The sequence below is a fragment of the Pseudomonas sp. F3-2 genome (genome assembly GCF_038804275.1).
In the GTDB taxonomy this organism is placed as follows: Bacteria; Pseudomonadota; Gammaproteobacteria; order Pseudomonadales; family Pseudomonadaceae; genus Aquipseudomonas.
Window position 1 is genome coordinate 2,989,809 of the sequence record NZ_CP152388.1, and the last position, 25,147, is coordinate 3,014,955.

Annotated in this window: 21 protein-coding genes and 1 tRNA gene; 9 read left to right on the forward strand and 13 right to left on the reverse strand. The window is 62.0% G+C overall.

What is annotated here, in order from left to right:
• Positions 1 to 145 precede the first annotated feature (145 nt).
• The gene (pcsA, locus tag AAGQ88_RS13655) at positions 146 to 865 is read left to right on the forward strand and encodes a phosphatidylcholine synthase (RefSeq protein ID WP_342655712.1); all 720 of its coding nucleotides are present in this window, start codon (positions 146 to 148) and stop codon (positions 863 to 865) included.
• A 75-nt stretch (positions 866 to 940) separates the two neighbouring features.
• Here pcsA and AAGQ88_RS13660 read toward each other — a convergent pair whose 3' ends face one another.
• Positions 941 to 1,402 carry an Lrp/AsnC family transcriptional regulator gene (locus tag AAGQ88_RS13660; protein ID WP_285423727.1) on the reverse strand — a complete coding sequence of 154 codons (462 nt, stop codon included), beginning with the start codon at positions 1,400 to 1,402 and terminating at the stop codon, positions 941 to 943.
• A 209-nt stretch (positions 1,403 to 1,611) separates the two neighbouring features.
• On the opposite strand from AAGQ88_RS13660, the gene AAGQ88_RS13665 reads away from it, so the two are divergent.
• Entirely contained in the window at positions 1,612 to 2,772 is a 1,161-nt protein-coding gene (locus AAGQ88_RS13665) for an aminotransferase class V-fold PLP-dependent enzyme (RefSeq protein ID WP_342655713.1), read from the forward strand.
• A gap of 81 nt (positions 2,773 to 2,853) precedes the next feature.
• On the opposite strand, the gene AAGQ88_RS13670 is transcribed toward AAGQ88_RS13665, so the two are convergent.
• Together AAGQ88_RS13670 and AAGQ88_RS13675 are read right to left on the reverse strand one after the other, a co-directional pair.
• The gene (locus AAGQ88_RS13670; protein WP_342655714.1) at positions 2,854 to 3,576 is read right to left on the reverse strand and encodes a hypothetical protein; all 723 of its coding nucleotides are present in this window, start codon (positions 3,574 to 3,576) and stop codon (positions 2,854 to 2,856) included.
• Positions 3,569 to 4,186: a hypothetical protein gene (locus AAGQ88_RS13675; RefSeq protein WP_342655715.1), complete on the reverse strand. Its 618-nt coding sequence runs from the start codon at positions 4,184 to 4,186 to the stop codon at positions 3,569 to 3,571. Before AAGQ88_RS13675 ends, AAGQ88_RS13670 begins: the two co-directional genes overlap by 8 nt.
• Before the next feature lie 183 nt (positions 4,187 to 4,369).
• On the opposite strand from AAGQ88_RS13675, the gene AAGQ88_RS13680 reads away from it, so the two are divergent.
• Positions 4,370 to 5,515 carry a MalY/PatB family protein gene (locus AAGQ88_RS13680; RefSeq protein ID WP_342655716.1) on the forward strand — a complete coding sequence of 382 codons (1,146 nt, stop codon included), beginning with the start codon at positions 4,370 to 4,372 and terminating at the stop codon, positions 5,513 to 5,515.
• Positions 5,516 to 5,551: 36 nt separating this feature from the next.
• On the opposite strand, the gene ggt is transcribed toward AAGQ88_RS13680, so the two are convergent.
• The 10 genes from ggt to AAGQ88_RS13730 all read right to left on the reverse strand — a co-directional run bounded on the left by ggt (position 5,552) and on the right by AAGQ88_RS13730 (position 18,997).
• On the reverse strand, positions 5,552 to 7,276 hold the full coding sequence (gene ggt, locus AAGQ88_RS13685) for a gamma-glutamyltransferase (RefSeq protein WP_342655717.1): 1,725 nt from the start codon (positions 7,274 to 7,276) through the stop codon (positions 5,552 to 5,554).
• Between the two features lie 321 nt (positions 7,277 to 7,597).
• On the reverse strand, positions 7,598 to 8,284 hold the full coding sequence (locus tag AAGQ88_RS13690; protein WP_093458623.1) for a TIGR04211 family SH3 domain-containing protein: 687 nt from the start codon (positions 8,282 to 8,284) through the stop codon (positions 7,598 to 7,600).
• A 335-nt stretch (positions 8,285 to 8,619) separates the two neighbouring features.
• Positions 8,620 to 8,715: transfer RNA gene (locus tag AAGQ88_RS13695), tRNA-Sec, on the reverse strand.
• A gap of 8 nt (positions 8,716 to 8,723) precedes the next feature.
• Positions 8,724 to 10,658, reverse strand: coding sequence for a selenocysteine-specific translation elongation factor (gene selB / locus AAGQ88_RS13700; protein WP_342655718.1), 1,935 nt, complete (start codon positions 10,656 to 10,658; stop codon positions 8,724 to 8,726).
• The gene (selA, locus tag AAGQ88_RS13705) at positions 10,655 to 12,085 is read right to left on the reverse strand and encodes an L-seryl-tRNA(Sec) selenium transferase (RefSeq protein WP_342655719.1); all 1,431 of its coding nucleotides are present in this window, start codon (positions 12,083 to 12,085) and stop codon (positions 10,655 to 10,657) included. Before selA ends, selB begins: the two co-directional genes overlap by 4 nt.
• Before the next feature lie 81 nt (positions 12,086 to 12,166).
• A complete protein-coding gene (fdhE, locus tag AAGQ88_RS13710) occupies positions 12,167 to 13,096 on the reverse strand; it encodes a formate dehydrogenase accessory protein FdhE (RefSeq protein WP_342655720.1) in 930 nt (309 codons plus the stop codon).
• A 4-nt stretch (positions 13,097 to 13,100) separates the two neighbouring features.
• Positions 13,101 to 13,781, reverse strand: coding sequence for a formate dehydrogenase subunit gamma (locus AAGQ88_RS13715; protein ID WP_342652615.1), 681 nt, complete (start codon positions 13,779 to 13,781; stop codon positions 13,101 to 13,103).
• Positions 13,778 to 14,740, reverse strand: coding sequence for a formate dehydrogenase subunit beta (fdxH, locus tag AAGQ88_RS13720; protein WP_342652616.1), 963 nt, complete (start codon positions 14,738 to 14,740; stop codon positions 13,778 to 13,780). Before fdxH ends, AAGQ88_RS13715 begins: the two co-directional genes overlap by 4 nt.
• Positions 14,741 to 17,806 (reverse strand): formate dehydrogenase-N subunit alpha, encoded by a 3,066-nt coding sequence (gene fdnG / locus AAGQ88_RS13725; protein ID WP_342652617.1) that lies wholly within the window; start codon positions 17,804 to 17,806, stop codon positions 14,741 to 14,743.
• A gap of 156 nt (positions 17,807 to 17,962) precedes the next feature.
• Complete coding sequence (locus tag AAGQ88_RS13730) at positions 17,963 to 18,997, reverse strand: UV damage endonuclease UvsE (protein WP_342652618.1); 1,035 nt, start codon at positions 18,995 to 18,997, stop codon at positions 17,963 to 17,965.
• 203 nt (positions 18,998 to 19,200) lie between these two features.
• Here AAGQ88_RS13730 and AAGQ88_RS13735 point away from each other — a divergent pair, with 203 nt between their 5' ends.
• The 6 genes from AAGQ88_RS13735 (at position 19,201) to AAGQ88_RS13760 (ending at position 25,100) form a co-directional block, all read left to right on the forward strand.
• Complete coding sequence (locus tag AAGQ88_RS13735) at positions 19,201 to 20,265, forward strand: HAMP domain-containing sensor histidine kinase (RefSeq protein ID WP_342652619.1); 1,065 nt, start codon at positions 19,201 to 19,203, stop codon at positions 20,263 to 20,265.
• Between the two features lie 162 nt (positions 20,266 to 20,427).
• Positions 20,428 to 21,399 carry a GlxA family transcriptional regulator gene (locus AAGQ88_RS13740; protein WP_342652620.1) on the forward strand — a complete coding sequence of 324 codons (972 nt, stop codon included), beginning with the start codon at positions 20,428 to 20,430 and terminating at the stop codon, positions 21,397 to 21,399.
• 103 nt (positions 21,400 to 21,502) lie between these two features.
• Positions 21,503 to 22,009 carry a peptide-methionine (S)-S-oxide reductase MsrA gene (gene msrA / locus AAGQ88_RS13745; RefSeq protein WP_285423711.1) on the forward strand — a complete coding sequence of 169 codons (507 nt, stop codon included), beginning with the start codon at positions 21,503 to 21,505 and terminating at the stop codon, positions 22,007 to 22,009.
• A gap of 136 nt (positions 22,010 to 22,145) precedes the next feature.
• Positions 22,146 to 22,385, forward strand: a complete 240-nt coding sequence (locus AAGQ88_RS13750; RefSeq protein WP_285423710.1) for a hypothetical protein — start codon at positions 22,146 to 22,148, stop codon at positions 22,383 to 22,385.
• A gap of 461 nt (positions 22,386 to 22,846) precedes the next feature.
• Complete coding sequence (locus AAGQ88_RS13755) at positions 22,847 to 24,379, forward strand: catalase (protein WP_342652621.1); 1,533 nt, start codon at positions 22,847 to 22,849, stop codon at positions 24,377 to 24,379.
• Between the two features lie 61 nt (positions 24,380 to 24,440).
• Positions 24,441 to 25,100 (forward strand): ankyrin repeat domain-containing protein, encoded by a 660-nt coding sequence (locus tag AAGQ88_RS13760; protein WP_342652622.1) that lies wholly within the window; start codon positions 24,441 to 24,443, stop codon positions 25,098 to 25,100.
• Positions 25,101 to 25,147 lie beyond the last annotated feature (47 nt).

Genomic DNA, 25,147 nt, shown 5'->3' on the forward strand with positions numbered 1-25,147 from the left:
AATGCCCGCGCGCCCTGCTACCTTGTAGGGGATGGGGCTGAACCTTATTGGCCGATGTCCGGTCGATAGTTGCACCTCTGGCCAGGGTCGCCCGGTGACTGCGCCGATGACCGCCCCGGCCAGCTTATTTCCAGAAGGACCGTCCATGATTCCAATTCAACGTATCGCCTGGCTCAAAGCATGGGGCGCCCATGGTTTTACGGCCACTGGTGTGGTGCTCGCTTTCCTGGCGACGATCGCCCTTTTCGACAATCAGCCCAAGGCTTGCCTGCTGTGGCTGGGCATCGCGTTGATCGTCGACGGCGTTGACGGCTCCATCGCGCGAAAGCTCAACGTGCAGTCGGTGCTGCCGCATTTCGACGGCTCGGTGCTGGATCTGGTCATCGATTACCTGACCTACGTGTTCATCCCCGCCCTGTTCATCTACCGCTACATTCCGCTGCCCGAATACACGCTGCTGCTGACGACCTCGATCATTCTGGTGTCGTCGCTGTTCTGCTTCTGCAACGTGGAAATGAAGAGCAAGGATAATTACTTCCAGGGCTTTCCCGCCGCCTGGAACGTCGTTGCGCTGTGTGTCTACATCCTTTCGCCGGCGCCATGGCTGACCTTCATCACCGTGATCTGCCTGGCGTTGCTGACGGTCACGCGCATGAAGTTCCTGCACCCGTTTCGCGTGCGCCGCTTCATGCCGATCAACATTGCCGTGACCAGCGTGTGGTTCCTGTGCAGCTTTCTGCTGGTCATCAACCATCCCTACAACGGCTCATTCACTCTGACGGTCTGGCTGATGATGTCGGCGTATTTCCTGGGTATCTGCATCTGGCGCACGTCGATGGAGTGGATCGATAAATCCCGCGTCTGAACGCCCTGCGCGCTACGCCCGGCCAAAAAAAACAGCGATCCCCGGATCGCTGTTTTTTTTGCCCGGACGACGCCCTCAACCGGCGTAGGTCAGCGGCAACCGGGTGGTGGATTTGATTTGTTCCATGGCGAAACTGGAGCTGATGTCGGTGATGCCCGAGAGCTGGATCAGCCGTTTGTACACGGCATCGTAGCCGGCGATATCGGGTACCACGATGCGCAACATGTAGTCGGTGTCGCCCGCCATTCGGTAGCACTCGACGACTTCGGGCAATGTCGCGATCAGGTCATGAAACTGCTCCAGCCATAGAGCATTGTGCTGATTGGTGCGAATCGCGGCGAACACCGTGACGGCGACGTTCAATTGACCGGCGTCGAGCAACGCCACCCGGCCGCGAATCATGCCCTGCTCTTCCAGCTTCTGCACCCGGCGCCAGCACGCGGTGCTGCCCAGCCCGATGTTGTCGGCGATCTCGGCAATGGGCCGCGTGCAGTCGCTCTGCAAGATACTCAGAATCGCTTGGTCGAATTTATCCATTGGGCGTGGGCACGGGTCGTCAGTGGTGAGGATGGCTGATCGCTCATGATAGTACGTCAAGGCCGCCCACTGAAATGATATTCCCAGACAACCTTCACAGAGAGAAAAATATTCTAAATAAAGGCCAAATCTCGGGGCAGTAATCAATTTTTTTTCGCCTGCTCGCCAGTACCATTTTCTGCATTACGGACAGCGCGGATTCCAGCCCTATGACGACCTTACCTTGTTACTTCGATTACGCAGCCACCACTCCCGTCGACGATCGGGTCATCCAGGCGATGGTTGCCTGCCTCGGCCGCGAGGGCACCTTCGGCAATCCGGCCTCCAGCTCCCACGCTTACGGCAATCAGGCACGTCAGGCGGTTGAACTGGCGCGCCGTCAGGTGGCTGAACTGGTCGGCTGCACGGCGGACTCGGTGATCTGGACCTCGGGCGCCACCGAATCCAACAACCTGGCGATCAAGGGCATCGCCTCGAACGCATCCAATGGCCATCGCCGCCACCTGATCACCAGCCGCATCGAACACAAGGCCGTCATCGACACAGTGCGTCAGCTCGAACTCGCCGGTTATCCGGTGACCTGGCTGGAGACGGACAGCCAGGGCCTGATCAGCCCGGACGCGGTGCGGCAGGCGCTGCGCGAAGACACCCTGCTGGTTTCGCTCATGCTGGTGAACAACGAACTCGGCACTGTCACCGACATCGACAGTATCGGCCAGATCGTTCGCCAGCACGGCGCGCTCTTTCACGTCGACGCTGCGCAAGGTGCGGGCAAATTGAGCATAGATCTGAATGCGCTGCCGGTGGACCTGATGTCCTTTTCCGCGCACAAGATCTATGGCCCCAAAGGCATCGGCGCGCTTTACATCGGCGCTCGCGCGCAGCCGCTGCTCGAAGCGCAGATCCATGGCGGCGGCCACGAGCAGGGTTATCGCTCGGGCACGCTGGCGACTCATCAGATCGTCGGCATGGGTGCCGCTTACGCCCTGGCCAGCGCTGAAATGAACGAAGAAGTCGAACGCATCAGCTCGCTGTCTGCGCAATTGCTGGACGGCCTGCTAGGGCTGCCGGGCGTGAGCCTCAATGGCGACGCACTTGCGCGCATTCCCCACACGATGAACATTTGCGTCGACAGCCCAGGCTTCAACGCCGCGAGTCTGGCCACTGATCTGGCCGTTTCATCGACCTCGGCCTGCAACTCGGCCAGCAGCGCCGTTTCCCACGTGCTGCTGGCCCTCGGCCTGACAGCCGCTCAAGCAGGCAGCAGCCTGCGTCTGAGCCTGGGCCGCTACACCCAGGCCAGTGACGTAGAAAAAGCCATCGCAGTGATTGCCACGCGCCTGAGCGCACCCGCAACCACCTTTTGGTGATCGATGTAACCTCTGAGCGTTACTTTTGGTGATGTAACGTTCAGAGGTTACTTAACGTCCATCCCAGTTCCAATGCTCCAGTCAGCCGCTGGAAAGTCGCAGCACGGCAAGCCCAATGGCGATGCTGGAGGTGAAGCTGACAAGCGTTCCCAGCAGCACATACTCGCTGAGCGAGCGCTGGCGGGCGTCCTTGATGTCGTTGAAGCGCAAGATGCTTTTTGCAGTGAGCAGAAACCCTATCGCTTCCCACTGCTCCAGCAGCACGAACGTCAGGATCAGTGTGCGTTCCAGATAACCGATCCACGTACCGGCCTGCTTGAGCGAGTCTTCGTCCTTGCCCTTCACGAGGAACGGCGTCAGCACCGCACCGATCAGAATCGACGACGGGCGCCACACCAGAATGTAAGCCAGCAGCACCAAGAGGTTATGCGACGTGATCAGCGTTCTGGCGCCCTGCAGCGCCCAATGCCAATAGCCTTCAGCACTCAGCCAGATCAGCGTCAACGCTAGCCATTGCAGGACGAACTGCAGGGCCACGGCGAAACCGGACGCCAACCTGCCGGTCACTTCGCGGCTGACGCCCCAGATCAGCGCAAAGGCAGCACCGGCACCCACTGCAGGCAACGGCAAACGATCGAAGGCATAGAAAACCGCAGCAACCAGTACGCCCTGACACATGGCCAGGGCCAGCTTGGACACTGGCGTGAAAGGCGCGGCTCTGTGACCACGCCAGGTTGAAATCCCGTAGTCCACCAACAGAGTGCTCAGTATCAGCACAAGCAATACGATGGCCGGATCACGCATCTGCAACCTCCGACACCCATTGCCTGGCGCAACTCAAGTACCGGTCCAGCAGCCGTGCCTGACCTCGTTGTAGGGCCTTGGTGACGGCGACCCGCGACTTGCCGAGCGCGTCTGCGATGCTCTGCTGGTCGCCAACGCCCAGCAGGTGCGCCTGGTAGGCCTGAGATTCGACGACGGTCCACTTGTCGAGAATGGCGGCCACGAATTCCGTCACCAGCCCCGTGCAGCGCAGCAAGGTCGGGTCGTCGCTGAACACGCCTAACGTCAGTTTTTTCATGCCGTCCAGGCCCTGGCCAGACAGCACGAACGCCTCGCCGTACTGCTTGCCCTCACCCGAAGCGCCGATACCCACGGCGATCCGCGCGTCCCAGCGTTCACCCGCAGGGCTCAGTGCGATAAGCCCGGCACGGATGGCCAGTGCGCAGTCGAAGGCTTGAGACGGCTGATCGAGCACCACCTGAAACCCGTCGCCACGATAGGTCTCGGTGCTCGAAGCGTAACGTTGGGTGACGGCGTCGAGCACCTGTTTCAGCGCATCCAGATAAGCCTGGGTGTCGGCCACGTCCTGGGAGTGCATGAGATCGCCCGTCAAAACCGCTTTGATGGTCATCAATCATTCCGTTGCAAAGTGTCTGCCCCCACTATAGGCCAAATCGAGCCATGTAACCTTAAAAGGTTACTAAACGGTATGTAACCATTAAAGGTTACATTGCAAGATGCGTGGCGCAACGCTTAAGTCGTCTGCCGTTGTCTGGCACAATCGCCGATTATTTCCGGCAAGACAGGCAAGACCATGGATCTGAACAGCGTGTTCCAGCGCTTGAACACCGGCAGCAAAAAATGGAGTCAGTACCCCGAGGACGTGCTGCCCATGTGGGTGGCCGACATGGATTTCCCTGTCGCCGAGCCGATCGTACAGGCGCTGAAAAACCGCCTCGAGCACCCGCTGCTGGGTTACTCCGTGGCACAAGACAGCCTGCGCCAGACGCTGGTCGACCATCTGGCCCGGCGTTACCACTGGCAGATCCAGCCTGAGGATCTGGTCTTTCTTCCTGGCGTCGAACCGGGCGTGAACATGGCCCTCAACGCCCTGGTGCCGGCAGGCAGCGGCGTGCTGGTGCAGACGCCCAACTATTCGCCGCTGCTGCACGCACCCGCGCACTGGAAACTGCCCCGTGTCGACTTGCCGTTCCATGCCGACGCCCATGGCGAATACCACACCGACCTCGACGCTCTGGAACAGGCGCTGCCCAAAACTCGCGCGCTGCTGTTGAGCAATCCGCACAATCCGCTGGGCAAGGTGTTCGACCGCGACGAGTTACAGGCCATCGGCCAGGCCTGCGTGCGCCACGACGTGCTGATCATCTCTGACGAAATTCACGCCGACATTCTGTTCGACGGTCGCCAGCACACGCCGATAGCGGCGCTCAGCGAAGACATCGCGGCGCGCAGCGTGACGTTGATGTCGGCGAGCAAGGCCTGGAACATCGCCGGCCTGAAAACCGCCTTCGCCGTCATCCAGAACGCCGGGTTGCGCCAGCGGTTCAATGCGGGCCGCCTGGGTCTGGTGGACAGCGTCAACGCGCTGGGCCTGGAGGCAACGGAAGTGGCCTACCGCGACGGCGCGCCGTGGCTGGCGGAGGTCATGGCGTACCTGCAGGGCAATCGGGATTACCTGGCCGAGGCCATCAACACCCGCTTCCCGGGCATCCGCATGCACTTGCCGCAAAGCACGTACCTGGCCTGGCTGGATTGTTCGGACCTGGGGCTCGAACACCCGCAACGGTTCTTCCTCGAACATGCCAGAGTCGCGCTCAGTGACGGCCTGGAGTTTGGCGACGAGTGCGGACAGTTCGTGCGGCTGAATTTCGGCTGCCCGCGGCCGATGCTCGAAGAAGGTCTGGCGAGAATGGAACGCAGCCTGCGTGAGCGCCGCTGAACGAAGCCGCGGCCTCGTTCAGCAGCGTCATTGCCCTCAATAACCCAGGGACAGACCGGTATTGCGGCGTGGATCGTTGGCGCCGTAGAACCGGTTGTTGCCGACCGGCTGGCCGCCCAGCGAAGGCGCGCCGACCAGAATTGCCGCCAGATGGTTGGCGTCCTGAGGGCCTGCAAACGTGTGACCCCAGCTTTCGAGAATCTTGCGGGTATCGGGGCTCACGGCGAAGTTTTCCAGGTTGGTGGTCTCCGGCATCCACTGCTGGTGGAAACGCGGCGCGTCCACCGCCTCCTGAATGTTCATGCCGTAATCGATGACGTTGAGCATGGTCAGCAAGGTGGCCGTGATGATCCGACTGCCCCCCGGCGTGCCGACGACCATCACCGCCTTGCCGTCTTTGGTGACGATGGTCGGACTCATCGATGACAGCGGCGTCTTGCCCGGCGCAATGGCGTTCGCTTCCCCCTGAATCAAACCGTACATGTTCGGCACGCCGACCTTGGAAGTGAAGTCGTCCATTTCATCGTTGAGGATGACCCCGGTCTTGCTCGCCATCACGCCAGCGCCAAACCAGTCGTTGAGCGTGTAGGTGACCGAGACCGCGTTGCCCCACTTGTCGACGATGGAATAGTGCGTCGTGTTATTGCCTTCATGGGGCGCGACGCCCGGTTTGATCGCCTGCGAAACGCCGGCCTTCTGTGGCTCGATGGCGGCGCGCAGCTTGGCCGCATAATCGCGATCGAGCAGATGACTGATCGGGTTCTTCACGAAGTCTGGGTCACCCAGATAGCTGTTGCGGTCCACGTAGGCATGCCGCATCGCTTCGATCTGATAATGCAGGCCCTGGGCCGAGTGATAGCCCAGCTCCTGCATCGGATAGCCTTCGAGGATGTTCATGATCTCGCAGATCACCACGCCACCTGAACTGGGTGGCGGCGCCGAGACAACGTGGTAGCCACGGTAATCGCACTCGATGGGCGCCAGCTCTCGGGTTTTATATGTGTCCAAGTCGGCCTGAGTGATGATGCCCTTGCCCGCCTGGCTGGAGTCGACGATGGCTTTCGCAACCCAGCCCTTGTAGAAACCGTCGGTGCCCTTGAGGGAAATTTCCTTGAGGGTTTTCGCCAGGTCTTTCTGCACCAGCCTGGCGCCGACCTGCAGCGGTTGGCCCTTGCTCAGAAAGATCGGGCTCAGGTCTTTGTCGGCCTTGAACTGGTCGGTGGCCGTGTTCAGCAGATCGACGTCGCCCTGCTCCAGCGCAAAGCCGTTTTCCGCCAGCTTGATGGCCGGTGCGATGATCTCGGCGCGCTTTTTCGTGCCGTATTTGTTCAGCGCCATCTCCATGCCGGAGACCGTACCCGGTACGCCCACCGCCAGATGGCCCTTGGCGCTGAGGTCGGGAACGACATTGCCGTCCTTGTCCAGATACATGTTGGCGGTGGCGGCCAGCGGCGCCTTTTCGCGGAAGTCGAGGAACGTCTTGCGCCCGTCCGCCAGCTGAATGGTCATGAAACCACCGCCGCCCAGGTTGCCGGCTGCGGGGTAGACCACAGCCAGGGCATAGCCGACGGCGACGGCTGCGTCCACCGCGTTGCCCCCGGATTTGAGGACGTCGACGCCGACGTGGCTGGCCAGGTGTTGCGCCGTCACGACCATGCCGTTTTCGGCAGCGGCAGGCGCAACGGAGGCCGCGTAGGAACAGGAAAGGCCAAAGGTAAAGGCCGTCGCAATCAGCGATCGGGCGAAGGGTTCGAACTTCATGAACAGACTCTCTTGTTGTTGTGATAAAGCCGTGTGAAACGGATGTCACGGCCGCGTCAGTGGCGGCTTGCCACGGCGTTGCCCGGCATCTCTGCGTGCATGGAAGCGCTTAGAACACGGCTGCGTATTTTGATTGCCACTGCATCAAAGTAGCGCCTGTCGCAGAACTTACTAGTCACAACCTGGAGAATTTCACGAAAGCAGCCACGACACGCTGCGGCTCGCGGCCTCGAACGCGTGCAGGCAGGATCGCCGCCAGGGAGGCCGACGCACAAAGCGTCGCCCTCCTCATTCAGCGGCGTGGCTGCGTCAAACGTTGCTTCAGAACCAGCGATCGTTGCGCTTACGACCCCGGGTCAGCGCCGGAAGGATCAGGCCCAGCAAGAGACCGGCCCCGGCAATGCTGCCGCCGTAGACCATGTAACGCATCAGGACCTGATTGTTCTCATCGCCGAGCTTGGCCTGGGTCGAGCGCAGTTCGGATTGCGCATCGGTGAGCTGCGCATTGAGGTCCTTGCTGCGGGCCTCCAGCTCATCGACCAGTTTTTTCCGCGAATCGAGGGTTTCCTGCATGCCCTGGACCTTGGTTTTCCAGTCGTCATCAATGGTTTTCAGCTGCGCACTCAGGTCAGCGACCTGTTGGGTCAGCTGCGGCAGACGTTCGGCCTGGCCGGGGACTTCCTGCAGGTCCGCCGACGGAATCCATACGCTGTCGCCTGAGCCACCGCGCACCTGGCTGTAATCGCCCTGGGTATTGAGCAGCTCGACTTTCTGTCCGGACTTCAGCGTACCGACGATGCGATAGCCGTCGGTGGGACCGCTGCGTACGTAGGTGCTCAGGGTGTCGCTGACCCAGCGATCCTTGCTGGCGGTTTCGGCGTGCGCCTGGGAGGCGAGCGTCAGGGCGAACAGAGTTCCCGTCAGGCCGGCGCTGAGCAAACGGCGTCGAGCGCCCGGCAAGGAAGATGGCGACGGGAAAGTAGCGGAATCTGGACGAAATAGAGACATGGGAGATCTTCGACAAATAAAAAAGAACGGCCGGATGGTCGGGCCGCGTGCAATGGACAAACGCCTGGCGTGCAGCGAAGGCAATGCGCTGCAACAGCGAAAGAAGGCAACCGGGCGTGCACGCACCTGCAGAACCGTCGGCGTCTCAAGACCCGACGAGCAGCGCGCGCAGTGGTCAACAGACCGTACAAATGGTTTCAGGTTCACTGCAGCGGGGTGACGTTCGTCCGGAGAACGGTCGCAAAGCGAGGGGATCGCCTGGGTCACCTGCACCCTGGCGGCGCATCAGCGCCCGGAATGTCCCGCAGCAGCGGCGGTGTCATGGGGCGCATGAATGGCGGAAGGCAGCGGGAGTCGAACCTGCCCGGGAACGGCTGCCGTCCCCAACCGGGTTTGAAGCCCGGCCGCGCCACCGGGCGCGATTGCCTTCCATGATCGATCAGAACGCATCGTCCTGCGCAGCACTGGACTGCGCCAGCGCGTTGTCCGGCCGAATCCGGCGCTGGTCGCCGATTCGCCGGGTGAAGCCGATGCGATCGAAAAACTCGAGAATCTGGATACTGCGCTTGCGGCCAATGCCCAGGCTGTCCCTGAACGCTGCGGCCTGAATCACCGGTTCACGCTCCGACTGCCGCAACAGCATAGCGGCCATTGTTTCAATTGTGGACTGGCAATAGAAAAGATCGCGCACCACCTGATGCGCCTGACCGATCCGCCCTAGTTTGCGCAGCAACAGGCGCACCTGCGCCTCGCCCTGCCCGGTCGCCTGCGCCAGATCGCGCACCCACGGCGGGTCGAAACCGCCCTGCTCCATCATCGGCAGGATCTGCTGCCAGAGCGCGGCGTCCTCGTCGTTGAGCTGCACGCGGTGATCCGGCAAATGCAGCAATGGCCCGCTGCTGGCGACGCTGCCGCTGGCGAGCGCCTCGTCCAGCAGTGCGATGAAAGCGGGCCGCTCCAGCGGCAGCGCACTGAAACGTCGAAGGCGGTCGCGGTCCGGGCCCAACTGGTCGGGCTCGGCCTGGTGAAACTTGCCCAGATGCTCCAGCAGCAGGCCGTGCAACGCCTGCCAGCGCATGTCGCTGAACAGCAACTGACCCTGCCGGGTGGTGATCACACGAATACCGGCCGGCAATTGCCAGGTCGATCGCAGTCGGTTGAACTGGCGCTCGAGCTGCTGCGGATCAAGGCCGGTCTGGCTGCTGGCCATCCATTCGGTCAGCGCCTGCTCCAGGCCGTCGGCGCGGGCAAGGATTTGCAGCTGGCCCAGCCGTTCTGCGCTGCGCCGCTGACGGGATGGCGCAAACGGATCAAGAACCCGGCCGCCGCCCAGCGTGCGCTGCGCGCTCTGGTCGCGCAGCACTAGTCGATCGCCGTGCACCGCATGAACAGGCGCATTGAGCAGCAATTGCGCGAGCATCCGCTGTCCCGGCGCCACGCTGCTGCCTTCGAGCAGCGCCACGCGTGCGGTGACATCCTGTGTGCCGAGGTGCACGTGCACCGGGCTGAAATGCTCGAAGGCGCGGGTCTCGCTGCTCAGCAGGTGCAACGTGATGTCGATGCGTTGCGTCGGTGCGAACAGCCATTCGGGCAACAGCCAGTCGCCTCGGTGGATCTGCTCCAGCGATAACTTTTCGGCGCTCAGATTGAGCGCCACACGTTGACCGGCGCGGGCGTGGGCGGCGGCCTGATTCTGCGCATGCAGGCCGCGCACGCGGACGCTCTTGCCTTGCTGGCCGAGCAGCAAGGTGTCGCCCACTGCCACGTGCCCGGCAAGCGCAGTGCCGGTGACGACAATGCCCGCGCCGGCAACGCTGAACGCCCGGTCGACATCGAGACGAAAGCCGCCACGGTCGCTGCGTTCAAGTACCTTGTCGGCCGCGTCGAGCAGGGTTGCGCGCAACGCATCGACACCCTCGCCGCTGAGACTCGACACCCGATACTGCGCAGCCTGCGCGTACGGGCCGGAGGCGAGCAACTCATCGATCTGCACGCTCACTTGCTCGATGCGGGAGGCGTCGACCCTGTCACATTTACTGATGACCACAAGCAAACCAGGGATGCCGAGCAGTTCGACGATCGCCAGATGCTCGCGGGTTTGCGGCATGACGCCGTCGTCAGCGGCCACCACCAGCAGCACAAGGTCGATGCCCTGCGCCCCGGCCAGCATGTTGTGGATGAAACGTTCGTGCCCGGGAACATCGATGAATCCGGTCAGGCCGGCTCCCGGCGCAAGCTCGGCGTACAGATAGCCCAGATCGATGGTGATGCCACGCTCGCGTTCCTCGCGCCGTCGATCACCCGCCTGACCGGTGAGCGCTTCGAGCAACGCGGTTTTGCCGTGATCGATATGCCCGGCGGTGCCGACAATCATGTTGCCGGTTCCTCCCAGCGCAGCTGCGGCAACTGGGCGATCCAGGCGGCTTCATCATCCAGCTGGCGCAGGTCGAGCCACAGCGCATCGTCATCGATGCGACCCAGCACCGGAATCGGCAGACCGCGCAGCGCCGCCTCGAGTGCATGCAGGCGACGGCCTCGTTGCTTTTTCGAGACGATCGGTCGTAAACACAACGATGCGCTCGGCAGGCGCGCCACCGGCTGGCTGCCGCTGCCGATCATCCCCAGGCTAGGCTGCACCAGCACGCCCCAGCTCTCGCCCAGCACCCGCGCAAGCAATGGCCGCAGGCGCTCGGCCTGCGCGAGGATTTCGCTCTGTGGCCGGGTCAGCAGCCGTAGGCTCGGAAGGCGCGCCGCCAGGCGATCCGGATCGCGGTACAGACTGAGCACAGCTTCCAGCGCGGCAAGGGTGAGTTTGTCGACGCGCAGCGCACGTTTGAGCGGGTTCTTCTTGATTCGGGCGATCAGCGCCTTGTCTCCGACAATCAGACCGGCTTGCGGGCCGCCAAGCAATTTGTCGCCGCTGAAGGTGACGATGTCCGCGCCTTCGGCCAGCGTCTGCCGGACCGTGGGCTCGGGTGGAAGGCCCCAGCGCGTCAGGTCGAGCAGACTGCCGCTGCCCAGGTCCTCGAGCAGCGGCAAGGCGTGGCGATGGGCGATTTGCGCCAGCTCGCCGGTCGGCACGCTGGCGGTGAAGCCCTGAATGCTGTAATTGCTGGTGTGTACGCGCATCAGCAGCCCGGTGCGCGGGTTGATCGCCGCTTCGTAGTCTTTGGCGTGAGTGCGGTTGGTGGTGCCGATCTCGTGCAGTCTGACGCCAGCCCGCGCCATGATGTCGGGAATGCGGAACGCTCCGCCGATCTCGATCAGTTCGCCCCGGGAAATGATGCCTTCTTTACGCGCGCCCAGACTGTTCAGCGCCAGCAGCACCGCCGCGGCATTGTTGTTGACCACCGTGACGGCCTCGGCACCGGTGAGTTCGCGGATCAGGCCTTCGATGAGGTCGTCCCGATCGCCGCGCTTGCCGGTGTCCAGGTCGAATTCGAGGTTGAGCGGATAACGCGCAGCGGTCTGCATGGCCTCGATGGCTTCCTCCGGCAGCAGCGCACGCCCCAGATTGGTGTGCAGCACGGTGCCGGTGAGGTTGAAGACGCGACGCACGTTGCTGCGGTGCTGCATCACCAGCCGTTCCGACGCCCGGCCTATCAGCACGTCGGCGCTGGCTTCCACCGCGTCGACCTGACCCAGACGTGCAGATTCACGCACGTCGTCGAGTAACTGGCGCAGCGTCGCCAGCACCGCATCGCGGCCGTAGCGGTCGATCAGAGGGTGGCACGCGGGATGACGCAAAAGGCTGTCGACGGAAGGAAGACGCGGCGGGAGCGAAGCGAGGTGTTCAGCCATTCAGTGACTCCGTAACAGGCCGTTGCTGCCGATGCCAGGCCAGAAGCCTTGAGCGCGAACGATGGAGTGTAGACGCGGTTTTCACGCTGCCCCAGGCGCCAGCATCAAGTTGGGCGCGATACGCTGGACGCCGTCCAGGTCCAGGCGCATGTCCAGCATCAGACTCGACAAGTCTGCCGACAGCGCCTCGGCCTGCGCATCGTTCTCCAGATAAATATGCTTGAGGTAGCTGTTGCAGCCAGGGCACACCTCGGCGCGCAACGGGGCTTTGTCGGCGGCCACGCGATCATCGTCCAGGCTCACGTATTTCAGGCCCTTGCTCTGTTCGCAGTACACGCATTTGACCCGCACGACATGCCATTCGCAGGCGCACAGCGAGCACACCAGATAGCGCAGCCCGGTGTACTTGCCGCGATGGCGAATGACACCGGCCATGGCGGGCGAACCACATGCCGGGCATTGGTTCAGGCTGTCGCAGGGCTTCAGGTTGTCGGTGGGCAGCGTCAGCAGCCATTGGCTCCAGGCCGCCTGCAGGGCTGCGCCGAGGAACGGCACCAGCGCTGCGGGAAGTCCTGCGTACTGGCCGCCGAGCAGCGAAATTGCCCAGACCTTGAGCTGGCCTTCATCGGCATCGCGCAACCGGTCCAGCGCCTGGCCGACCTTGTCATTCGCAGGCTGGCAGCGCTGCAGCAGCGCCTGCAGATACACCTGCCAATGCACCTCGCGCACCAGACTGTCGGCGGCCAGCGGCGGCAGGCCGTGCTGTCGGCACAAGTCAAGGCGCTGGTTGTCGGGAGTCCAGTCTTGCGGGGGCTGATCCAGCAGGCTCTGCTGCACTCGACACAGACTGGCGATCAGGCGCAGGTAATCGGCCATCGGGTTGCCGGCCGCAAGCGACTCCAGGCGCTCGGCACGCAAGGCGAACAGGTTGTCAGGCGGCACGTGCAGGAACGGCAGGACGAAGCTGCCGCCCTGCGCCTGGATTTCCTCGGGATCGAGAATCTGACTCAAGACTTCATCCTTTTCGGCGGGTAGGTGGAGCGGCCTGCGTCGGTGGCGATTGCTTGTCGACGACCTGGCGATACCACAACTCGTGGTGCTTCCTGGCCCATCGGCGACTGACCCAGCCATGCAACATCGCGCCGACCGAGCCCTTGATCCAGATACCCGCGTAAATATGCACGATGATGCTGACGATCAGTATGAAACCGGCCAAGGCGTGGATCAGCGCACCCAGGCGAATCAGGGTGATGTCGAAATACTCGCTGAACCAGGCGCGCCAGATGACGATGCCACTGAGCAACAGCGCCAGCATGCACAGCAACAACGTCCAGAACAACAGCTTCTGTCCGGGGTTGTACTTGCCGACCGGCGGCACGCCCTCCTCCTCGTTCTGCATCACCCGACCGATGCGCTTGAGCCACAGACGATCATTGGCGATGAACAGGTTGGCACGCCAGAAGCGAATCACCAGGCCGAAGAAAAACACGAACATCGCCACACCCATGAACGGGTGCAGGATGCGCGTCCACGGGCCGCCGCCGAACAGATGGGTGAGCCAGAACATCGCCGGATGAAACAGCGCAAGGCCGGACAGCCCGGCCATGAAGAACAGAATCGCCACCAGCCAGTGGTTGGTCCGCTCGTTAGCGTTGTACCGCAAAAGGGTCTTTCCGGGTTCACGGTTGTCGCTCATGGCCGTTGCTCCCCTTCGAGTCCCGGGCGTTTCGGATCGTAGACGTGCACCGCCGGATCGACTTCATGCACGCTGGCGTCACCTGTGGGGTCGGCAGGATGGACGTCCTCCTCGTGCTCTTCGCGTTGCGGCCCGATCCGCACGTAGTGGAAGAACCCGGCCAGCACGGCCAGCCCCATCGCCAGCAAACCCAGGGGTTTGGTCACGCCTTTCCAGAGCCCGACCAATGGACTGATCTCCGGGTTCTGCGGCAGTCCCGCGTACAGCTTGGGGTTGTCTGCGTGGTGCAGCACGTACATCACATGGGTGCCGCCCACGCCCGCCGGATCGTACAGGCCGGCGTTCTCGAAGCCGCGGGATTTCAGGTCGACCACGCGTTCGGCGGCGTGCACTTTCATGTCCTCCTTGGTGCCGAAGACGATTGCGCCGGTCGGGCAGGTCTTCACGCACGCAGGCTCCAGCCCGACTGACACCCGGTCCGAACACAGCGTGCATTTGTACGCTTTGTGGTCTTTCTGGGAGATGCGCGGGATGTCGAACGGGCAACCGGTGATGCAATAGCCGCAGCCGATGCAGTGGTCCTGGTTGAAATCGACGATGCCGTTGGCGTGCTTGATGATGGCGCCGGGGCTCGGGCACGCCTTGAGGCAGCCGGGATCGGCGCAGTGCATGCAGCCGTCCTTGCGGATCAGCCACTCCAGGTCGTTGTCGGCGGTCTCATGCTCGGTGAAGCGCATCAGGGTCCAGGTCTGCGCGCTCAGGTCCTGCGGGTTGTCGTACGTGCCGTGGTTGTGACCGACCTCGTCGCGCAGCTCGTTCCACTCCGAACACGCGACCTGGCAGGCCTTGCAGCCAATGCATTTGGTGGTGTCGATCAGCTTGGCGACTTCGTCCAGCTGGCGGATCGAAGACGGCACCGTGGTGGTGGCTGAACGGGCAATGATGTCTTGAATGGCCATTCAGATTTTCTCCACGTTGACCAGGAACGACTTGGATTCCGGGGTCTGCGAATTGCCGTCACCCAGGAACGGCACCAGCGTGTTGGCCAGATAGCCATTGCGCGTCGTACCGGTGAAGCCCCAGTGAATCGGAATGCCGACCTGATGCACCACCTGGTTGTTGACCTGCAGCGGACGAATCCGCTTGGTCACCACCGCCACCGCCTCGATGAATCCGCGCTTGCAGCTGACCCGGACCCGATCACCCGCGGCAATGCCTTTTTCTTTGGCCAACGCCTCACCGATCTCGACGAACTGCTCCGGTTGGGCAATCGCGTTGAGCCGGCAATGTTTACTCCAATAATGGAAGTGCTCGGTGAGCCGGTAGCTGGTGCCTGCGTACGGGAAGTCCTTGGCGACGCCCAGCGAATCCCACACCGAATCGAAGATGCGCCCGGCCGGATTGCTGGTCGCCTTCTTGTTGTTCGGGTGCAGCGGGTTGATTCCGATGGGGGTCTCGAACGGCTCGTAGTGTTCAGGGAATGGCCCTTCGTTCATCTTGTCGACGGCGAAGAACCGCGCCACGCCTTCGGGGTTCATGATGAACGGGTTCATCCCCGCTTCCGGCGCCGAGGTCACGGCGAAGTCCGGCACGTCGGTACCGGTCCAGACCTTGCCATTCCACCAGATGACGCGTTTCTTCGGATCCCACGGCTTGCCCTGCGGGTCGGCTGAGGCGCGGTTGTAGAGAATGCGCCGATTGCTCGGCCACGCCCATGCCCAGCCTTGATGCTGATGCATGGCATACGGATCGCTGTTGTCGCGGCGGGCCATCTGATTGCCAGCCTCGGTCCAGCTGCCGCAGAAAATCCAGCATCCGGACGCCGTGCTGCCGTCGTCCTTGAGTTGCGCGAAGCCGGCCAGCTGCGTGCCGCCCTTGACCGCAGCCCCCAATGGATCGGTGTAATCCGTGGTGGCGGCGCCGTTGATCTCCTTGGCGATTTCCTCCGGCGACGGCTCTTCGGCGACTTTGTAAGGCCAACTGAGTTTGAGCAACGGCTCGGCGTAGGCGCCGCCCTCTTGCTCGTAGCGCTTGCGCAGGCGAATGAACAGCTCGCTCATGATGCGGATGTCGGTGATCGCCTCGCCAGGTCCTTCGGCCCCTTTGAAGTGCCATTGCAACCAGCGACTGCTGTTGACCAGCGAGCCGTCCTCTTCGGCGAAGCAGGTCGTGGGCAGGCGAATGACTTCGGTCTGGATGTCTTCGGTCACCACGTCGTTATACGGGCCTACCTTCTGCCAGAACTCGGATGTTTCGGTGGCGAGCGGGTCCATGATCACCAGCCACTTCAACCGCGCCAGCGCTTTCATCACCCGGTTTTTGTCCGGCAGCGCCGCAATCGGGTTGAAGCCCTGACATATGTAACCGTTGACATGGCCGTGGCCCATCATGTCGAACATCTTGAGGATGTCGTAGCTGGCAGCATCCAGCTTGGGCAGGTAGTCGTAGCACCATTTGTTCTCGGCGGTGGCGTTGGCGCCGTACCAGGACTTCATCAGGCTGACGTGAAACTTGCTGTAGTTCTGCCAGTAGGACAACTGCCCCGGCCGCAGCGGTTTCTGCGTGCGTTTGGCGATGAACGCGTCGTAGTCCTGCTCGCCATCCTGAGCCAGGGTCAGATAGCCCGGTAGCGAGTTGGACAACAGGCCCAGGTCGGTCAGCCCCTGAATGTTGGAGTGACCGCGCAACGCATTGACGCCGCCACCGGCCATGCCGACGTTACCCAGCAGCAATTGCACCATCGCCGCGCTGCGGATGATCTGCGCGCCGATGGAGTGCTGGGTCCAGCCCAGTGCGTAGAGGATCGTCATGGTCTTGCCCGGCACCGAGCACGTGGCGATCTCTTCCCAGATCTTCATCATCCTGTCCTGCGGCATACCGCAGGTGAGGCTGGCGATTTCCGGGGTGTAACGGCTGTAATGCTGTTTCATCAACTGGTAGACGCAGCGCGGATCCTGCAGCGTCGGATCGACCTTGGCGAAACCGTCCTCGCCCAGCTCGTAGCCCCAGCCGGATTTATCGCTGTACACCCGTTTTTCGGCGTCATAGCCGCTGAAAATTCCGTCTTCGAAGCCATAGCCAGCTTTGACGATGAACGACACGTCAGTGTAATTGCGCACGTATTCGTGCTGGATCTTGTCCTGCGTCAGCAAGTAGTTGATCAGCCCGCCCATGAAGGCGATGTCGCTGCCGGTGCGGATCGGTGCGTAATAGTCGGCCACGGACGCGGTTCGCGTGAAGCGTGGATCGACCACGATCAGTCGCGCCTGGTTGTGCGCCTTGGCTTCGGTCACCCATTTGAAACCGCAAGGGTGCGCTTCTGCTGCGTTGCCACCCATCACCAGGATCAGATTCGCGTTGGCGATATCGGTCCAGGTATTGGTCATGGCACCACGGCCGTACGTCGGGGCAAGACTTGCCACCGTCGGGCCGTGTCAGACACGCGCCTGGTTATCGAACCCCAGCATGCCGGTTGCACGAACGACCTTGTGGGTCAGATAACCCGCCTCATTGGACGCCGCCGAGGCCGCAAGAAACCCGGTGGTGAGCCAGCGGTTGACGGTTTCGCCCTTGGCGTTCTTCTCGATGAAGTTGGCATCGCGGTCAGCCTTCATCAGGTCAGCGACACGATCGAGCGCCTCGTCCCAGGAAATCCGGGTCCACTCGTTGCTGCCCGGTTTGCGGATCTGCGGGTACTTGAGGCGGCCGGGACTGTGAATGAAGTCCAGCAGGCCGGCGCCTTTGGGGCACAAGGTGCCGCGATTGACCGGATGGTCGGCGTCACCTTCGATATGAATGATGTTCTGCGCGACGTTTTTTGCCGCGTCCCCCTGGCTGTACATGATCAAGCCACAACCCACCGAGCAATACGGGCAGGTGTTGCGGGTTTCATGGGTGTGAGCGAGTTTGAAATGGCGTATCTGCTCGGCGAAAGCAGGCGTCGGGGCCATGCCCAACGCTGCCAGGCTCGAGCCTCCAAGACCGACAGCGGCGACCTTGAAAAACTGCCGACGGTTGAGATCCATCGTGCACTCCTGATCAGGTAATTCCCGGTACGTTGCCGGAAGTCGATTCATCACGGCGTCAGCGGTTTCCCGTCGACTCCAGAAACTCTAGACCAGATTGCCAGTGCCGCCATGAAATCGTGCGGCAGTGCTCGGAGTAAGGCATTGGATGACCCGTCAGGCCAGATAACGGCGGTAGAAGTCCTCCGCGGCAAGGTTTTTGTCCTTGGCCTCGAACATGATGTCAAAGCGGTCGAGAAAACTCAGGGCGTAGGTGTTGGTCCACGCGTTCCACATCCGCGCGCTGTGTCCGTAAAGATCGCGCTTGCCGACCTTTTCGAGCAACGCATCCATTTCAAGCTTCTGGTCGGCGCTGAACCCGGCCTGTTGCAGGGATTCCGGCGGCTGGGAGTAATGCATGACCGGCCGCACGCCGCGCCAGCTGTCGATGATCCGCTGAACCCGTGGATCGTCGGTGGCGATGTAGCGGTTTTCATTGATCCAGCAGTGATGAATATCGAGCACCACGGGCGCCAGGTCGGCCAGTTCCAGGCAAGCGTCGACGCCATAGACCTTTTCCTCGTTCTCGAAGGTGATGCAGTTGCGCGCCACCTCGGAGAGACGTGGCCAGACGGCGCGAACGCCCTCGCTGCCCAGTCGCCCGGCGATGTGCACATTGCATTTGAAGTCCTGAAACCGTAAGCCGTAGCCCATCATGCGGATCATGTCGGCGTGGTACTCGAACTCGGCGATGCTGTTTTCCACGACATCCGGGCGGTCCGAGCCCAGCACGCAAAACTGTCCGGGATGAAACGACAGCCGGATGTCCGATTCCCGCGCCAGCGCACCGATGGCAGCGAAGCGTGTGCGCAGGTTGTCCATGACCGCTGGCTGACGGTAGAACTCGACCACGCGAGGATGACTGTAGAACGGCAACAGATCGCTGCTCAGCCTCAACATTCGCAGCGTCGCTGGCAGTTGGGCCACATGCGCCAGCAGACGCAGTTGCGCGTCCAGATTGTGCTCGACGATTTCATGCAGCTTCTCCCAGGCAATCTCGCGGGTCACGCTGTCCATCCAGCGCAGTGTGGTGGTGCGAGGATTCAGCCCGCCTTCCAGCGCCTTGAGTTCTTTGGCCGACAGTGCCTGCCCCGGCACGTCGCGCCCGGCGTGACGAAACTGGCAGGCAAAACCGATTCGGGGCCCCGACATGAACGCTTCCCTTTTTCTGACCGTCATCACAGGCAGACCCTCGCCACGCGTGCTTAGTTGCGGCTTTTTTCGGCCAGGTGGGGACCATGACGGACATCGGGGTGTTCATTTCTGCCAAACCGCCCCCGGTCGCGTTGTGCTTGAAAACTGCTGCGTATACTGCGGTTGCAATGATGAAAAGGCTGCAAACCGCAGGGGGCACGATGCTGGAAGAACGACACGCTCAGATCCACACCGACACGCCGTCCGCCAGCGATTCGACCCTCAAACGCCTGCTTGAGCGGGCATGGCCCGCTGATGTGGCGGCGCCAGAGCGCAATGATCGGGTGTACCGACTCGGGATCGATCCGCACACCGGCCAGCAGGCTGTAATCACCAGCGTCCCGACGATGCCTCCGGTCCCCTGCCAGCGGCTGGCGATGCTGGAGTTGTCGACGCCGAAGATGGAGGTCGGCGATTCCCTCATCGACACCTATTCGCGCGCCGTCGAAAAGATTCGCCTCGAGCCCGCTGGTGCCGCGACGGTCGCCAGCGCGACCGCCCAGGCGGACCTCGCCCGCTCGCTGCACGACAAGATGATGGCCGAGCTGAGCGCCTCGATTGCCCACGAAATCTGTCAGCCGCTGATGGGCATTGTGGCCAACGCCGCCGCAAGTCTGCGCTGGTTGCAGCGTGACACGCCCAATGTCGAGGAAGCGGTCGCCGGCCTCAAGGACATCCGCGCCGGCTGTGAGCGCGTGGCCAACATCGTCAAATCCCTGGGCGCGCTGGCCCGCCAGGCGCCTTTGCACCAGCAACTGTTCAAGGTCGATGACGCCATCGGTGAGGCGACCGCCATCGCGACGCCAGCCCTGGCCAGGCATCAGGTCCGGCTGGAGCTGTCACTGGCGGCGACGCGCTTTGTCTTCGCCGACCCGGTGCAGCTTCAGCAGCTGTTGCTCAATCTGATCACCAACGCGCTGGAGGCCATGGCCGAATCCCGTGTCGACGGCCGACTGCTGCGGATTTCATCCTGTGACGTGGCAGACGGCATCGAGGTTTGTGTCGATGACAACGGCCCCGGCATCCCTGGCGATCAGCACGAACAGATTTTCACAGCGTTTCACACGACCAAGCCGGGCGGTCTGGGGATCGGTCTGGCAGTCTGCCGGTCAGTGATTGATGCCCACAAAGGCAGCCTGTTCGTGGAGACGTCGGAAATGGCCGGCGCTCGGCTGCGTTTTCGTCTGCCTGCATGCTGTGATGGCCGCCCGCAACCGGCGCTGTAGCGGCCGCCGACCCGGAACCTGCATCCGTCGCGCCCTTCATGGCTCAGCCCTTTCACAAACATTCACACGATCATGCGTGCAATCCCCTAGAATGCCGTCTGTATTCAGGCAATGGCCCGACGCTGCGCTGGCAGCTCCGGGTGAAGGAAAGGCGATTGACGCATGCGGGAATCTGCGCACAAAACCGTGGTAATGGTCCTGTTCAATGACATGTTGATGCTCGATGTCACAGGGCCGATGGATGTTTTCTCGATTTCCAATCGCTTGCTCCCTGAGGACCAACACTACCGGTTGCTGACCGTGGCCGAGCATCAGACCCTTGTGCGCAGCTCGTGCGGGCTGAAAGTCCAGGCCGACATGACGCTCAAGGATCTGCCTGCGGGCACTGACCTGCTGCTGGTGCCCGGCGGACCTGGCGCGTACGGCGTTGGCCATCCGGGCCTGACGGCGTGGTTGCCGACGGCGGTCAAGGGCGCGCGGCGTTTCGGCGCGATCTGTACCGGCGCATTTCTGCTGGGCGATGCCGGGTTGCTGGACGGCTACCGCTGCACCACGCACTGGAACTATGTCGAGCGCCTGGCGCAGCGCAATCCCGGTTCGCGGGTCGAGACCGAGCAGATTTATGTCATTGATCGCAACCTGATCACCTCAGGCGGCATCACTGCCGGCATCGACATGGCGCTGGCGGTGGTCGCGGAAGATCACGGCAAGGACATCGCGCTGGAAGTGGCCAAGGTCTTGCTGGTGGTGATGAAGCGTCAGGGCGGGCAGACGCCTTACGGGCCGTTGCTGGCCGCCGTGCCTCGCGATGACACCGCCATCGCCAGAGTGCAGGCCTACGTCGTCGACCACATCGAGGAGCCGTTCACGGTCCAGCGCATGGCGGAACTGGCGGCGATGAGCGCGCGCAACTTCGCCAGGGCGTTTCAGCGCGAAGTCAGCCTGACGCCGATGCAATACGTGCTCAACGCGCGCATCGATCATTCGCGAAAACTGCTGGAAGGCAGCGATCTGCCGCTCAAGGTCGTGGCCTGTCGGTGCGGGTTCGGCAGTGCCAGGCACATGCGCAAGGCGTTCAGCGAACGCATTGGCCTGACACCCAATCAGTACCGGCAACAGTTCGGCGGCGATTGATCCGGCGGCGCGAGGTCTGCGCGGGTGCACTTGCACCCGTCGCCGGGGCGCGAGCACACTGATCGGCATTCACCGTAAAGATCATCGATGAGAAGGATTGAACATGACCACGCACACTGAAACCGCCCTGCTCGCCGGCGGCTGCTTCTGGGGCATGCAGGATTTGCTGCGCCGCTACCCGGGCGTCCTCTCCACCCGCGTCGGCTACTCCGGCGGCGACGTCCCCAACGCTACCTACCGAAATCACGGCACCCACGCCGAAGCCATCGAAATCGTCTTCGACCCGGCCCTCATCAGCTATCGGAAAATTCTGGAGTTCTTCTTCCAGATCCACGACCCGTCGACCGCCAACCGTCAGGGCAACGACATCGGCCTGAGCTATCGCTCGGCCATTTTCTACCTCAACGACGAGCAGAAAGCCGTCGCCGAAGACACCGTGGCCGATGTTGACGCCTCGGGGCTGTGGCCGGGCAAAGTGGTCACGGAAATCGCCCCCGCCGGGCCGTTCTGGGAGGCAGAGCCCGAACACCAGGACTACCTGGAGCGCATCCCCAACGGCTACACCTGTCACTTCGTTCGCCGCGACTGGGTGCTACCGTCCCGGAAGTGATTTCAACGTCTGGCGTTGAGGGCTGACTCCTGAGTCGGTCTTCAAACCCGATTGAACCAGCGCCTGTCACTGAAAAAAAGCCGAACTCCCGCCGGGCACTCACCTCCAACGTGAGTAGCCCAACGAGGACAAGGCAATGAGCAACGATCGAACCATCAGCCCCGACACCCGCAGACCGCAGCCCGATGCCCCGCCCGTCGACAGTTCCGGCAAGCCGGTGAATGTCGTCGAGCGGGACCTCGCCGACCGCGACGATGACACCCGCGCCGTCGATGAAGTCATCACGCCCAGCTCCACCCGCACCAAGGAGCAGGACGTCGAAGAACTCAACAAGAAAACCGCGGAGATCGAGCGTAAAGTCGCGGACGGCAACTGATCTGGCGCCGACACAGCAAGCCGGTTGCAGAACCACCGACAAGGCGACTTCTGCCGTTTTGTCGGTTGCCCTGCAACCGACACTTGGCTTACCGGCGAATGGACTGCGCCTATATCCCTGCACAGACCCAATGCATATCCGGAAATACTAAATATTCACCGCTCGCCTGTTGCGCAATTAATTAACGTGCAAACTATGTGTTGAAGTTTCAACGGCGAGGCATTCCTGGCAACGGTCCACGCATAATGAAATTATCAACTTCAATAATTCCAATGTGCCACCCTTTACAATAAGGCCGTGTTATTTTATTCGCGCCCGAATAAATGCCCGCGTCTGCCAAAGTTTCAGAAAGTCGTCGATCAGTATTTTCAATCGGCGTCATTGGCAAAACAAAATAGCTGGCTAATATCGCGCCACTCATTATCCCCCGGCTATTAAAAAATAATCCGGAGATAATACCAATGACTGTTAAGTATTCCCCTTGGCGCCTCTCTTTGGCTGCCGTTCTGGTAGCCGCCAGTATGTCGTCCGTACAAGCAGAGCAATTGACCCGTGACAGCGGTGCCCCGGTGGGCGATAACCAGAATTCGCAAACCGCCGGTGAAGCCGGCCCGGTCCTTCTGCAAGATGCACATCTGATCGAAAAGCTGCAGCGCTTCGACCGTGAGCGAATCCCGGAACGCGTCGTGCATGCCCGCGGTACGGGGGCGTTCGGCGTATTCGAACCGGATGCCGACCTGCATGATCTGACCGTTGCGCAGGTGTTCAAGCCCGGCACTCAGACGCCGGTCTTCGTGCGATTTTCCACCGTCATGGGTTACCGGGGTTCACCCGAGCAAGCCCGCGATCCGCGCGGTTTTGCCGTGAAGTTTTATACTGCGCAAGGCAACTGGGACATGGTCGGCATCAACTGGCCAATATTCTTTATTCGCGACGCCATCAAGTTCCCCGACTTTGTGCATGCGAATAAACCGAGTGCCGTCACCGGGGTTCAGGATCAGGACCTGGCGTTTGATTTTTTCGCCCACACACCTGAAGCCACCAACATGCTGACCCATCTCTATACGGTTGAAGGCATGCCTGACTCCTACCGACATATGGACGGCTCCGCGGTGCACGCATTCAAGTTCATCAATGCTGATGGCGTGACGCATTACGTGAAGTTCACCTGGAAAAGTCGTCAGGGAGTCCACGGGTTGCAACCCAAGCAGATTGCCGGTTCCGTCGGCGAAGACTGGAACTTGATGACCAACGATTTGTACGGCGCCATCAAGAAGGGCGACTTCCCGAAGTGGGATTTGTACGTGCAAGTGTTGACGCCGGGTGAACTGGGCAAGTTCGACTTCGATGCGCTGGACGACACCAAAGTCTGGACCGGCGTGGCGCAGCGCAAGGTCGGCACGATGACCCTCAACCGCGTGCCGGACAATTATTTCGAGTCCACCGAGGAGTCCGCGTTCGCCCCGTCCCGTCTGGTGCCGGGCATCGAAGCGTCGGAAGATCGCATGCTGCAGGGCCGCCTGTTCGCCTACGCCGACACGCAGATGTATCGCTTGGGCGCCAATTACCAGCAACTGCCGATCAACGCCCCGAAGACCATCGTCAGCAATAACAGCCAGGACGGCGCGATGAACGCCAGCGGGCGCAAGGGTGAGGTCAATTACGAGCCGTCCGGTGTCCATGAGCTGAGCCAGGACCCGGCCTTTAAATATGCCCAGACGCCTGTCAGCGGCACCACCCAGCAACGCATGACTTCCAAGCCGCGCAACTTCTTCCAGGCGGGCGAGTACTACCGTGGCCTTTCCGAAGCCGACAAAGGCTATCTGATCGAGGCGCTCAGCGGTGATCTCAATCACGTGCGTAACGAGGCGAACAGGTACGCGATGCTTTCGTACTTCTACAAGGCCGATGCCGATTACGGTACCCGTCTGGTGACCGCCACTCACGCGGACGCAGGGCGCGTCAAGGCGCTCGCGGAGAAACTCCAGGACTGATTCCGGCGCAACCCTGCCGCCACGCTGGCCAACAGCGTGGCGGTCTCGAGAAGGACGCAACATGCTGACGCTTACACGTCGCTGGCGCTGGACAGGCGCTGGCGCAGTTATTATCGGCCTGGGCTGGGCGACACTGCGGGCCAGTCACCTGCTGTTTCCCAACCTGTGGTTGCCTGCAACCGCAAGCCATATTCAGTCACAGGCAGCGGTGCAACGGGTCGATCCTCATGTGTATGACACGCAATGGTTCGACGCCGCCAGAGCCGGCCGTCAGGACATCAGCCAGGCGTTGATCGACGCCGGGTTTCCGGTCGACAGCCGGACCGGGTCGGGCTACACCGCGCTGGTTCTGGCGACGTATCACGGCCATCTGGACGAAGTCGGGACGCTGCTTGCGGCCCACGCGGATCCCTGTATCGCCGATAACAACGGCAACAGCGCGCTGATGGGTGCACTGTTCAAAGGGGAAACGGCGGTTGCCCACGCGCTGCTCGGCCGCTGCCCGGTGGATCAGACCAATAACAGCGGCCAGACCGCCCTCGCCTTTGCAGCTCTGTTCGGCCGCCTCGACATGATCCCCGAACTGGTGAAGCTGGGCGCCGACCCCGACCATGTCGACGCCCGCGGCAAGACTGCCCTGGGCATCGTTCTGGAGCAAGGCAACGAGCAGGCCGCTGCGGCATTGCGCAGCGCGGGTGCCAGTGTCGGCAGCAGTTTTTGATGCAGGGCCAAGATCAGGGGGCTGATCGCCCCCCGTCCCGACCGGAC